This window comes from Natronoarchaeum rubrum (assembly GCF_024494695.1).
Genome location: NZ_JANHDP010000007.1, coordinates 219,132 through 231,813 on the forward strand (window position 1 = coordinate 219,132; position 12,682 = coordinate 231,813).

Below are 12,682 nucleotides of genomic sequence, written 5' to 3' on the forward strand. Positions count from 1 at the left end.
ATCGTGTCCGTCCCGTTCCCGCCGGCCGAGGGCGACCTCGACGCCCGGCAGGTCGCCGTCGCGCCCGACGGGACGGCGTACGTCGTCCCCTCGGGCATGCACGAGCGCCTCCGGTCGGCGGTCGCGCCCAAGCGGGACGATCGGGACCCGAAGGTCGCGCTCGCGCTGTCGGGCTGGGTGTGTCTGCAGGCCGACGGGATGACGGATCGAATCAACGTCGACGCCCCGGACGCGTTCGCCGACGCGACGCCGGTCCGTCGGTTCGCGCGTGCTCACGACGCGGGGTCGGTCGCCGTCGCTCGGCATCCCAGCGGCGAGGTGTGCCGGTCGACCGATCCCGCGACGTTCGCGCTCGACGGGCCGGTCGACGAATAGCGCCACGGGGCACACCCGATGCGAGCGTCACGGCTCGGTGACGATAGCTCGCTCAGACGTGGATGCGTCGCGTCGAGCGCGCGGATCGGCGGTCCGCCGTCACCCGCAGATCGACGGCGACGCCCAGCACGTGCGTCCGCCCGCCCCGATCCTGCACCACGACGCCGCCGATCGCCTCGCAGTCGCCGAACTGCCGGTCCGGGCCGCCGGGACAGTCCTCTGCAGCCCACGCCTGCGCGGCTGTCTCGTTGTACTCGATCTCGTGGACGACGCCCTCGCGGAGTCCCGACGTTCGCAACGTCGCCAGACGCGGACCGAGCCGATTCTCGACCGTCGCGACGGCGGCCTCCCGATCGCTCCACGAGTGATTGCCGGGGACACCCGACGCCGCTTCGAAGACGGCCCGATCGAGCGCCCGGGTGACGTCTTCGCCGGGCCGGTCGGACGTTCCGATACCGGCGTCCGGCGTGGCGCCGAGTTGTACGTAGGCCAGCGCGATCGGCGCGAGACCGACGGCGATCACGGCGCCGGCGACGAGCACGAGCTGGGCACGCGTCGGCACAGGGACTTCGGCGTCTGGGTGCTGAGGTTTATAACCGAAAACGGACCGATACTGGACTGCGATGACGGTCACACGTACAGTCAAAGTCAAACTCAGTGTCCCAGCTAGTGCCGTGTCTGTACTCGAAGAGACTGCCTCTCGGTTTCGTTACTGTGCAAATCAGACAAGCGACTGGGCCTGGGACGACTCTGGCTCCTGTGTGACCAGCATCAAAGCGGCCAATCAGGAACTGTACGACTCCCTCAAATCGAATACTGGCCTGCACGCAAATCTCGTCCAGAAAGCGATTGGACGTGGGATTGAAGCTGTTCGTTCTGGAGTCGCTCGTAAAAGCAATTCCCAGCGGACCTCAAAGCCGAGGTTCAACTCGAATAGTATCGTCTATGATAAGCGCGCGGCGACGTTCTACCGAGACCGTGTCTCCCTCTCGACGATTGAGGGGCGCATCGAGTGTGCGTACGTTCTTCCTGATGACCCAGAATCACCCCACCAACGCTATCTGTTGAACTCTGACTTTGAGTTTAGAACGAGCACTCTGCATCAGCGGGGGTCTGATTGGTATCTTCATGCGACGATGCAAAAGCCATCTTCACAACCGAGTTCGTCCGAGCACAGAACAGTCCTCGGTGTCGATCTTGGTGTGAACAATCTCGCTGTGACTTCGACTGGTAGCTTCTGGTCAGGAGCTGAGCTTCACCATTGGCGTCGTGAGTACGAACGACGACGTAAATCATTGCAACAATGTGGTACTCGATGGGCCAATCAGGCGATGAAATCAGTCAGTAGTACTGAGACAAATCACCTTGCCCAGTATCTTCATACGCTTGCCAACGAGCTTGTCAACGAAGCTCGAACGTATGGATGTCGTGTTATCGTATTTGAGAACCTGGTCAATATCAGAGACCGTCTCTCACAGGCAAGTTGGCACCATATCTGGGCATTTCGACGACTCCGCGAGTACGTGACCTACAAAGCAGAGGCCTACGGAATATCAGTTGATCTGGTTTCGCCAACGTATACCTCACAACGTTGTTCTACGTGTGGTCACACGGACGATCAGAATCGGTCGCAGTCGACGTTTCGGTGTATAGAATGTGGATATGAGAATCATGCCGACTACAATGCAGCGAAGAATATTGGAGTTCAGTATCTCCATGGTCACCAAACTGGAGACGATGGAGGCGCACCTGTAGGTGTGCGCTTGAACAGCGGTATCCTCTCACTGGATGGGATCAGAGCGGATCCATCTCAAAGAACTAGATAAATACACGCTGAAAGCCATTCCTTGGCTATCCTACGCGAACCACACTTTGATGTGGGATATGGTTATAGAGGTGCTCAGCCTACTCAGTCTGACCATCAACTGCTCGACGACCGTGCCGCTCGAACCTCTGATCCGCTACGCGTCAGGTCATCACAGTTCGGACAGGCGCGCGGATGCTCGACATCACGAGGCGTGAAAACCCGGACATACGACCGTGTTACGTGGGAGTCGCAGTTTTTACAGGTTGGCATCGTCCAGTCGAGGTATTGGAATAGTTATAAGTTTTCTGCTGGGACAAATTAAGACTGAACATTCCGTTGAACATCAGGACGCTCTCTTCGTTCGAGGCCCTATTCAGTGACACTACTAGTCGTTAGATATGCCTATCAAACACTCATACCGCTGAATAACTCTCTTATTCGTTTGCCGATACCGGTTCGCCGTCTTCCATCTGCCATTCGAGTTCAACCTCAAACTCGGCCTCGTCGTCGGTAACCTCGTACTCGACTTCCAGCTCGAAGTGCTCTGGAACCGCCACAGTGAAGCTGTTTTCCCCTTCGATATCGACCGTCCCGTTCTCGACACCATCAGCGACTTCACGGAGGATTCCCGCCCCGTCTGCTCGACTCATCACCCGCTCACCTTCACGCTCAGTCTCGTCATCTGCCGATTCCGCTTCGGCCTCAGATTCTTGTTGGTCGTTTGCCATACCGGAGTTACAACGACTGCCCATAAAATATCTCGGGCCTCATTTCACCAAATTTGATCGGCAGTAGTCACCACGTCTATTGACTGTCATCGGAAGGCGCCTCACTGGATTGAGTGAACAATGGATCTTCTGGACTACCCTCGGGAGTTATGAACCTGTCACTCGCTGCGGGGTCCAACAGAATTGCTCCACTGGTTTTCTCCTGCAAGTCCTGTTCCAAACTTAGCACTTCCCTTCTAACTCGCGTTCATAATCAGAACGGGGGCTTTAGAACAGTTAATAGCTCCTCTAGTCTGATTATGTGGGTCCTCAGATCGATCATATCTATTCCAATGGACCGCTAAATACTGTTAAATCTGCAAAAGCAAGCCAACTAGGACGGGCCCTCGAAACCAAGCCCCCATTCGGGAACCTCGGTAAAAACACCTGCAGCGGGCGGCTATCGCTCGAATGGACTCACCAGCGTGCAATCGCCGATCTCGATCCACGGCCAGCTATTACGTCATAACCTGCTCCCCTCTTGCGGTTTCGGGGATGCTTGACGACGTCGACGCCACAGATCTCACACCCCAGTTGTCCGAAACGGCCAGAAACTGGCTCGCTACGCGCTCCACCACACAATCAACGCAATGGCATCACCACGACTTCGTCACGTCATGCTTCCTAGATCACTCTCACAAAACCCTTTCAGCACCGCTCTTGCGGTGCGGAACGCCGATTATGAACACTACGTGACTACCGCAGCACCGTCTAGCTGCCGTTTTGACGCCGTATGATGCCTCAAACCGGCTATGATCCGGTCATCATCCACATCCAGCCGCGACTCCCACAGAATGCAGATAGCGACCGACGACTACGGACCATCGGTGCAATGACTGCTGTCAAGCACCGAGCGCGACCGATACGCGGCCGCTATCCAGCAAGGGGATACTCTCTTGCGAGAGGCGTCCCATGCCGTCTCGTTTGAACCGCTGTTGGCTTTATTGCTTTTCCAGAGGAACTACTGGTATGGCGTTCGATATCGAGGTTCCAGAACCACCAGACCTCTCGAACCGAGGGATGCCGCGCGAGTTCGAGTGGCAAGAAGAAACGCTCGGGTCGGAGGACTTCTACCGCGAGGACATCGAAGACCTGCTCCAGGAGGGTGCGTGGACGGAGGGAGTCAACGAGTGGGCCGAGTACACGAATCTCGATGAAGAGCACGTTCGAATCGTCAGCGACCTTGGCCTGTTCCAGGTGTTTGACTTCTACTGGGACCCGACCGAAGACTACCTTCGCTTCGATGCGCCAACGATTCCGGACGACTGGCGGGAGCGAGAGGCAACTGAGTCGCTCGATTCGAGCACGGTTTCGATGATTGACGGCGAGTTAGATGATCTCGGCCGAGCGGTACAGGAGAGCTTGGAGGACTACCTCGAACGGAACGACGAAGCGTCCGACTATGGGTGGGGTGAGGAAACGTACGGTAAACGTGAAGAGTGATTCCAGTCACTACAGCCCGTTCGACGGAGTCCGACGATACAGATTTTCTGTGTAGCAAGTAATCACTCCTGCTCGTTGATCTTCACGGACGGAACACTCATCCATTCCGCCCGAATACACCGATTATGAACCGAGCGGTCCTCGTGGTCGCCGTGGTGCTTCTCGTCGGTCTTGCAGGATGTACAGGCACCACCGGAGATACCGGGGACACGATCGACGACCCGCAGGCCGTTGGAGATGCTATCGATGTCGTCGACATGACCGTTGCGGATGTCTCGCCCGAGGAAGAGTCTATTGTCCTCGAGAACACTGCCGATGAGCCCGTCGACCTTTCCGGATACGAGCTCCGTGATCGAGAGGGCGGACAAGTCGATGGCGGCCTTTCGCCACTTTCGTTTCCGAGCGAGTTCATCCTCGAACCCGGGGAGACGGTACGAGTAACGACCGGTGACGGTGAGGCAACAGAGACCGAGCTGTACTGGGGATACAACGTCAACATCTGGCGGGACGACGGCGACGTGGTTCGACTCGTCGACGCCGATGGTCAGGTCGTGATGGAGCACGCCTACGGCGACATGGAGGGCGCCGGATCGGACGGTAACGCCGGCGATGAGAACGGCGACGCCAATAACGGGACCGACGACGAGAGCGATGAAGACACCCAGCATACTGTCGACGGCGAACTCGAAATTCACCACATCGACGTTGGGCAGGGTGACGCAACGCTCATCGTCACGCCGGCCAACGAGACGATACTGATCGACAGCGGCGATTGGCGCCAAGACGGTAGTGAGGTGATCGACTACCTCGAAGGACAGGGCATCGACCGGATCGACCACCTGGTCGCGACGCACGCCGACGCCGACCATATCGGCGGTCACGCCGCCGTGATCGAACACTTCGAGACGAACGGTGAGGGCGTTGGGACCGCGTACGATTCGGGCGTCCCATCGGATTCAGCGACCTACGATAACTACCTCGATGCCGTCGACGAACACGACGTCGAACTGCTCATCGTCGAACGCGGTACCGAACTGCCCCTGGAAGGAAACATCACCGCGAAGGTGTTGCACCCGCCCGCGGAGACCGGCAGTGACGTCAACGAGAACAGTATCGTGCTGACGTTCGAGTTCGGCGAGTTCCAGTATGTGACGACCGGCGACGTCGACACCGATGTCGAACAGCAACTGGTCGAAGAGCGGGCCAGCGACCTCGAGGGCGACGTGTACAAGGTCGGCCATCACGGGTCCTCAACCTCCTCGAGCGAGGCCTTGCTGGACACTATGAACCCGGAGATCGCAGTCATCTCCAGCGCCTACGACTCCCAGTACGGCCACCCGAACGATATCGTGCTCGAACGATTCGCCGAGCGGAATATCGAGACGTACTGGACGGGCGTCCACGGCGATGTCGTAGTCCGAACCGACGGGACCACGATCACTGTAGAGCCACAGGAGTCGTTCTCAACGGATCCCGAGGACATCCTCGAGGAAACACCCGACTCCGACGAAACGGCGACTGTGCGGCCACCCAGCCCGCTTATCGCAGGCAGTGTAGCCAGTGGGATTGATGGAACTGCCGCGCCTGTACTGGAGTAAGCAATGGAGGGGACCTATACCGCCGTTGTCGACCGGATCGAGGACGGCGATATTGCCGTGATCCTGATCGAGGAAGACGGTCAGGTGATCGAGCAACTGGATATCGCTGCTGATCGATTGCCCGAGCCCGCTCAAACGGATGGTGGCGTGCTTTCGGTAACGCTCGAAGAGGGCGAGATCGTCTCGATGGAGTACCAGGAGGAGGCAACGCGAGACCGCCGAGAGTCCGCACAGGAGAAGCTGGATCGGCTGTCCGAACGGTTGTCCGATCGCGAGGAATGAGTCGACGCCTGCTGTAGAAGCTATCAGCAGTGTTCAGGCAAAGAGCCCAACCGGTTCTTTCGCGGATGATGATACGGACCAACCGCTCAGTAGATGTGCGAACTGAACGCTGGGGGATCTACCAGTCGTAGATGATCTCCGTAGCGTCGTGAAAAAGTGAAATGATTACCTGGCAGCACGTCGCCCGAGAACGAATACTAGCAAGGCCAACAATATCGGTCCCGCCATACTCTCCAGGATCATAATGAATTCTCCCACCCTGCCCGTGGCTTCTAGAAGTGGATCGCCGGTAAAGAAGACCGACACGCTATGAAAAAGCGAGGAGACCATAACCGAGGGATGTTCAGCGATGGTCTCCACCGTGACCGGCGTCCCACCCATCCGTTTTACCGTTCCAGATGTCAGATAGACTAGCCAGAACAGCCCAATGACTAGCCCCGATATGCTGAGAATTCGGCCAAAGCTCTCACCATAGACGAAGACCCACCGTTGCACCTCCGCGAAGAGCCACTCTTTCCGCTCACCCTTCTGTCTAAGGAACTTTCTACGCATCTCCTGCCGTCGCTTGAACATCGCCGACTGGAGAGTCGGGTACCCGTTCTGGCGCGCCAACTCCTCAAGTCGCCGATACACGCTCGCTGCCTGTCGGAGCTGAACATTCAGCAGGTCTTCGGTGGTCTCCTCTCGCTCAGGATGTTCGGCCGCGAGGGATTCCTCCGGTGTGTCCGGGGGTGCATCTGTGTCGTATCGGATCCACTGTTTGACCGTCGGGTCGCTAATCGGTCCCGCTTCGATGAACTGTGTCTTGCTGTCGATACGTACACCGTCGGTGGTCGCGCCGAACAGATAGGCTCCGGCCAAGTTCGAACCAGTTAGATCCGCACCCTCCATAGAGACGCGAACCAACACTGCATCTCGAAAGCTCGCGCGCTCACAGTCGGCACCGATGAAAGATCCTTCTTGCAGTAGCGCGTTGTCAAAGATGGCCCGCTCAAGGTTCGCATCCTTAAAATCGGCATCCTTACAGCGCGCATCGGTGAAATCCACGTCAACAAGGTGCGAGTCTGGGAGGCTCGCATCCTCAAGGATTGCCTTTGAAAGATCGGCTGCGGGTTCATCGGCCCCCTCGCCAACCCATGCCCGTGAGAGATTTGCCCCGGTGAGATTTGAGCCAGAGAGGTCGGCACCAATCAGCACTGTCTCGGTGAAATCCCCCCAACTGAAATCCCCTGAGCAGAGATTTGCTCCGTTAAGGTATGCAGCCCGAAACGATATCTCAACGGCTTCCACGTTAGTGAGATCGGCACCCGTGATGTCTGCCTCTGAAAAATCTGCACTAGGTAGCGATGCCTCAGCGAATGTCGGTGACTCATCTGCTTGATACCTCTGAGTAACTGCTTTGAAATCCGCCTCTGGAAGCTCGGTCTCAGAGAAGTCAGCACCACCGATCTCCGTGCTGGAGAAGTCGACCCTATAGTCCTCAGGGTCCTCGGTGTGAGAACGGGAGGAGGAGGCCCCATTGAACACACTGTCCCTCAGGCGGGCTCCTGCGAATGTCGTACCCCGTAGATACGTGTTCGACATATCGGCACTGGTGAGGTTCGCTTGCGAGAGGTCCGCATCAGTAAGCGTCGCAAATCTCATATTTGTCTCTGAGAGATTAACTCCTGAGAGATTTCCTCCGCTAAGCTTGCTACCGACGAAATCGCTCTTTTCCTTCCCAAATCGAGAATCCGAATCGGGATTTTCCGATAGGTCGGCATCGCGCAGTGAGGCTAGACTGAAGTCTGCACCCCTCGCACGGCCGATTCTAGCCCGAGGAAGGAATGCACCTGACAAATCTGCTCCGGTCAAGCTGTATTCGGAGAAGTCGGCGTCGGGTAGGTAGGTGTTAGATAGATGTTGTTTGGCCTGCCGCGAAAGCTGATCATGACGGACGAGATCCGTGATGGTGAGATAGACGCTATGTTCCTTCTCAATTGAGAAGCCATCGGGAAGGTCTGCCCCGAACAGCGTGGTATGCGAGTAGGTATTCTCTTCGAGATTTGCTGTCGACAGATTGCTCCCACCAAGACTCGCTTTGGAAAGGTCAGTGCGTTCAAGCGATGCATTGGTGAAATCCGTACACCGGAGATCTGCCTCGTTAAGGGTCGTGCGAAGCAGGGTCGCATTTTCAAGATACGCCTGGGAGATGCGAGCGCCGGTGAGGGTGGCGTCAGTAAGATTTGCACCCGAGAAGTTTCCACGCCAGAGTATCGCTTCCGACCCATCAATGTCCGTTAGATCTGCGCCCTCGAAATTGACTTTTGCGTGCCACTTTCGGGAGTCGTTAGATAGCTCGTCTGCGTGGTATCGCTCGGAGCTGTCGACCCCGGAGATATCCACTTCCCGTAGAACAGCATCTGAGAAGTCGACATACCGAATCCGGGCATCGGAGAGATTGGCCATCTTCAATCTCGTTTTAGAGAAATTGGTTGGGTCGTTCCAGATTCCCTCTAGGTTCGTTTCCGAAAGGTCTGCCCCGGCAAGGGAAGCGCCTGAGAAGTTCGAACCACGGAGCCAGACCCCATGGAAGAGAAGCTCATCACGAAGGCTCTGATTCGCCAACTCGGCACCATCCAGTAGTTCGGTCACTGGGGCGTTCAATTCCCGAATTTCAGCTGGGGCACGGGCTGCACGCAACCTGTCGATAGGCTTCTCACCAACTAGTTCGGAATCCGCATGCCAGATACAGTGGCCGGTATCTTTCCATACCTCTCGGTAACAGCAACTCTGACGGTCCGGTTCGTCATCCTCTTGATGGTCCTCCGGCCAAGCGTATCCACACCGATCCACTGGATGGCCCTCAGTCATCGTTCTGTTCGCTCTTTTACTCGTCCAATTAGCACTCACTTATTGCTGCCGAAAAATAGGAACTGGAATTATAGAAGTGACCTTATGTAGAGAGGGATGCCAGTGCTAGCTTTCCTCGGAGTGTCAGCAACTGCTTGATTACTTTGCAGACTCTGCATCAGTCTCCACGCGTAGTATCGTCTTTGTGGGTGCAGACAGATGCCTCGTTTTTCGCAGCCGACGACGGGCGTCGGCTGCATTCCAGTAGCCACACTACAATGGCTCGAACAAAATCACCCGATCCGAGAGACCGGATGGGCGTCTTCAAGCGATACGACGACGTCCCACCCAAGCATCGCCTCGAACAATACGCAGCAACCTACAAAGATCGAGACGTCTGGGCGGAGTTTTGCACCGGACACGAGTACGGCCAGAACGCCACCGAAAGTTACCGAACGGAGGTCGATCGTGGCGGCTCGGACTGGACATCATTCATGGCGGATCGACCGACCCATCACGCGCTGGCGACACCAGAGGACGTCGAGGCGTGGTGTCAGGAGCTTCTCTCGACGAAATCGGAGAGACGATCGCACGATTACTGGTTACGCATCAGACGCTTCTACGACTGGCTGCTCTGGCATCCCGATCACCCGCACGTCTATCACCCACTTCTGATGGCCGTCGTCGAGGGCGACGCCGCTGGACGCATCTGGGAAGAAAAGGTCGGGCGGTGGGAGCAGGCTCGTAAAAACCAGACGCAGGAGGCAGAATGACCGAGCAGACAGAGAGCGATCGACAGCGCCAACAGCTCGCCGACGCGTTCGATCAGCCGATCGATCCGTTGGCCGACGCTCAGGCGGTGTTCGATGCACTTGACGTTGACCCCTTTGAGTTGTTTCTCACGGACGTCCTCGACGCCCGCGACCTCGCGCCGTCGACGCGGCACCATTTCGAGATGATCATCGATGAGTGGGAGCGCTTCATGGCCAGGCGTGAGCGCCATCCCGCCTGTCCGAACGCCGAACACGTCGAGGCGTACGTCCACTGGCAACTCGACGACGAAGCCGACGGCGGGAAAGGAAACGTCCCACGAACGGCCAAGGAGAAACTCCGGAAGCTCAACCAGATCTATACGTTCTGGCAACGCGACCCCGCCTTTCCACATCCCACCGACTACAACCCGATCGCCCTCGCCAGGGAACGAGTGCCGCTCACGGTCACGAAGGAAAAGGAGCATCGACGAATTGCCGTCGACGAGCTCAGAGAGATGGTCGCTTCGGTGGACGATCTTCGAGCACTGGTGATCATCCTGTTGCAGCTGAAACTCGGTCTTCGAGCTGGTGAGCTCGCGAACGTCAAACTCGAAGACCTTCGGATGGACGACGAAGACGTCGCCCAGTACTACCCGGAGCTTGGAACGCATCCTCGTCTAGCGGCGTACGAGAACGCAGCCTACATCCCACCGGGACAAGAACGAGAAGGAAATAAATCGCGCAGACCGCGAGTACTGCCACTGGATGCAGAACTGCGGGATATTCTCAACCATTACCTCTTCTGTCGTCCTGATAACGGCGAACCGTGGCTCGTGCTCTCGAAGAAGAGCCACACCAAGATGACGAACAAAACCGCCAACAGTGTCTGGAAGGACGCATTCCATCCAGAGTACGCCGAGACCGATGAACACCGAGCCGTGACGAGTCATTTCGGACGGCATCGGTTCACGACATACTGGCGTGTCGAACAGGACGTCAATCGACAGCTGGTGAAGTACATGCGTGGCGATCGGACAGGAGCGTATCAACAGGATCGCGGGATGAATGCCTATCTCCACGCCTATTATGAGGACATCGAAGAACTCTATCGAGAACGAATCTACAAGCTCTGTTAGTTGCACTCAGTGTTTGGACGATCGAGTGTGATTCCATGACTGATGCACACTCATCAGCACCTGCTCTGAACAGAGTATTGATCATTTCACTGTCTCTTCATTGGGCGAAATCCGTCTGTAGTTCGGATGACTAAGCGTCGTTATATACGCCTGATCGATATCGCGTCCCGAAAGGTGGACGTAGCGCCCTGGCACTCGCGATCCCCGGACCCATCCGAACCACTCACAGAGCTGGGCCTCCGTTAGATAATTCGCCAAGTAGGTCGCGCGGCTATGGCGAAAATGGTGTGGATTGGCCGGTTTCTCGATGTTGGCGTTTTCTCGGGCCTGATCGAGGATTTTGAGACGAACGTACTGATAGCTAATCTGCTCGGTTGGACTGCCCTGACTCAGATCAATCTTGCACCAGAGAAACGCCGCTGGCAGTGGATTCGGATGGACTGCCAACCAGGTCGACAGATATGGTTCTGATTCCTGGAGTAGCAGACGCCGTGATCCCGTTTTCCCAGAGACGATGACGTAGCTCAGGGTAGAGTCATCCTCGATATCGCTAATCCGGAGGTCAAGTAACTCGCCAATCCGGGCACCGGTCTCCCAGAGAAGCGCGATGAACGCCCGGTCACGCTCGTTGGAAACGACGTCCAACATGGCCTCGATATCCTCAGGGGAGAGTAGATTCTGCGGGAGCAGTTTTTGGTGTGTCCGGTGCTTACCCTGGATCCAGGCCGTCTCTGGCGGTTCGTTTCCGTCGTGCATCCACTTCCAGAACTGCTTGATAATCTGTTTGTAGTCGCCGACCGTCGTTTTGGTCGTATCACGCGTATAGAGCCACGCAACTATCTCTTCGAGGTCTTCCTTCTCGAGATCTTGGAAGGATGGCTCTCCAACGTGTTCTGCGAGTATCTTGAGATGGGCCATCACCTTCTGTTGTCGTGCTGCGCCGATTCCTGAAAGCAGCAAGTGCCGATGAAATGATTCGAGGATCTCCTTATTTGCTGGGCTTATCGTGTTCGATACCTCGATAGCGAGGAGTATCCGTGAGACTCTCTTCTCGTAATCCATGGTGGGCATACAAGCTGCATCGGCTCAAGAAGAGAAAGCGGAAGCGACGACATCCGGGTGAATTGATTGACGATGCTGAACACCTCATCGGCCTGTGTGTGGTCGTTACTCTCTATTAGCGATCGTCATAGTAGTCTGTTTTTCACTCTCTATCGATCCGTTGGAGTAGCCGATCAGTCGGCCGATCATCGGCCACACGCCAGAGTCCCTGCGGCACGAAGTTCTCCTTGTAGTCGAGTGCTCGGTTCACCGTTTCCGGATCGAGATTCACGGGAGACCAGTCCTCGATATGGAAAATATCGAGCGCTGGCCCGCTGTTCCACAGTTCATCTCGAACCCATTCGGTATGCCAGATCGGTCCACCGATGCGACCAGCAGCGACGTACTGGCTCTTGCTATTACGATAGATGAGTAATGGATCGCCAGGAGAGAGACGCTCGAGGTTGCGCTTGTTTCGTTCCCACGGTGCCCCTGGGTGGTCCGGATCAGTACGGACGCCCCAAACGCGAGCGGTGTCAGGGAACGCGCTGGGCTTGTCTGGAGCACGAGTGAAATCGCGCGGCTCTGCAAGTGTCTGTTGATACGAGGTCTCGTCAGCCGGGATGAGCCAGAGCTGGGTCACAAACCT

General features: G+C 56.8%; 13 protein-coding genes. 7 read left to right on the forward strand and 6 right to left on the reverse strand.

The window, feature by feature from the left end; genetic code table 11:
• Window positions 1-3 precede the first annotated feature (3 nt).
• Complete coding sequence (locus NO931_RS17905) at window positions 4-375, forward strand: hypothetical protein (protein ID WP_256393727.1); 372 nt, start codon at window positions 4-6, stop codon at window positions 373-375.
• 52 nt (window positions 376-427) lie between these two features.
• Here NO931_RS17905 and NO931_RS17910 read toward each other — a convergent pair whose 3' ends face one another.
• Window positions 428-937, reverse strand: coding sequence for a DUF7261 family protein (locus NO931_RS17910; protein WP_256393728.1), 510 nt, complete (start codon window positions 935-937; stop codon window positions 428-430).
• Window positions 938-998: 61 nt separating this feature from the next.
• Here NO931_RS17910 and NO931_RS17915 point away from each other — a divergent pair, with 61 nt between their 5' ends.
• Window positions 999-2,201, forward strand: a complete 1,203-nt coding sequence (locus NO931_RS17915) for an RNA-guided endonuclease InsQ/TnpB family protein (protein ID WP_256393729.1) — start codon at window positions 999-1,001, stop codon at window positions 2,199-2,201.
• Window positions 2,202-2,296: 95 nt separating this feature from the next.
• Here NO931_RS17915 and NO931_RS20940 read toward each other — a convergent pair whose 3' ends face one another.
• Window positions 2,297-2,452 (reverse strand): DUF7563 family protein, encoded by a 156-nt coding sequence (locus NO931_RS20940; protein ID WP_445668788.1) that lies wholly within the window; start codon window positions 2,450-2,452, stop codon window positions 2,297-2,299.
• Window positions 2,453-2,616: 164 nt separating this feature from the next.
• On the reverse strand, window positions 2,617-2,910 hold the full coding sequence (locus NO931_RS17920) for an amphi-Trp domain-containing protein (protein ID WP_256393731.1): 294 nt from the start codon (window positions 2,908-2,910) through the stop codon (window positions 2,617-2,619).
• A gap of 1,008 nt (window positions 2,911-3,918) precedes the next feature.
• On the opposite strand from NO931_RS17920, the gene NO931_RS17925 reads away from it, so the two are divergent.
• The 3 genes from NO931_RS17925 to NO931_RS17940 all read left to right on the forward strand — a co-directional run bounded on the left by NO931_RS17925 (window position 3,919) and on the right by NO931_RS17940 (window position 6,272).
• A complete protein-coding gene (locus NO931_RS17925) occupies window positions 3,919-4,392 on the forward strand; it encodes a DUF7992 family protein (RefSeq protein ID WP_256393732.1) in 474 nt (157 codons plus the stop codon).
• A 257-nt stretch (window positions 4,393-4,649) separates the two neighbouring features.
• The gene (locus NO931_RS17935) at window positions 4,650-5,990 is read left to right on the forward strand and encodes an MBL fold metallo-hydrolase (RefSeq protein ID WP_375142085.1); all 1,341 of its coding nucleotides are present in this window, start codon (window positions 4,650-4,652) and stop codon (window positions 5,988-5,990) included.
• Between the two features lie 3 nt (window positions 5,991-5,993).
• Window positions 5,994-6,272, forward strand: a complete 279-nt coding sequence (locus NO931_RS17940) for a DUF3006 domain-containing protein (protein ID WP_256393734.1) — start codon at window positions 5,994-5,996, stop codon at window positions 6,270-6,272.
• Window positions 6,273-6,437: 165 nt separating this feature from the next.
• Here NO931_RS17940 and NO931_RS17945 read toward each other — a convergent pair whose 3' ends face one another.
• A complete protein-coding gene (locus NO931_RS17945) occupies window positions 6,438-8,906 on the reverse strand; it encodes a pentapeptide repeat-containing protein (protein ID WP_256393735.1) in 2,469 nt (822 codons plus the stop codon).
• Window positions 8,907-9,418: 512 nt separating this feature from the next.
• Here NO931_RS17945 and NO931_RS17950 point away from each other — a divergent pair.
• A complete protein-coding gene (locus tag NO931_RS17950) occupies window positions 9,419-9,877 on the forward strand; it encodes a hypothetical protein (protein ID WP_256393736.1) in 459 nt (152 codons plus the stop codon).
• Window positions 9,874-10,992, forward strand: coding sequence for a tyrosine-type recombinase/integrase (locus NO931_RS17955; protein WP_256393737.1), 1,119 nt, complete (start codon window positions 9,874-9,876; stop codon window positions 10,990-10,992). Before NO931_RS17950 ends, NO931_RS17955 begins: the two co-directional genes overlap by 4 nt.
• Window positions 10,993-11,073: 81 nt before the next feature.
• On the opposite strand, the gene NO931_RS17960 is transcribed toward NO931_RS17955, so the two are convergent.
• Together NO931_RS17960 and NO931_RS17965 are read right to left on the reverse strand one after the other, a co-directional pair.
• A complete protein-coding gene (locus NO931_RS17960) occupies window positions 11,074-12,063 on the reverse strand; it encodes a tyrosine-type recombinase/integrase (protein ID WP_256393738.1) in 990 nt (329 codons plus the stop codon).
• A 133-nt stretch (window positions 12,064-12,196) separates the two neighbouring features.
• Window positions 12,197-12,676, reverse strand: coding sequence for a hypothetical protein (locus NO931_RS17965; RefSeq protein WP_256393739.1), 480 nt, complete (start codon window positions 12,674-12,676; stop codon window positions 12,197-12,199).
• Window positions 12,677-12,682 lie beyond the last annotated feature (6 nt).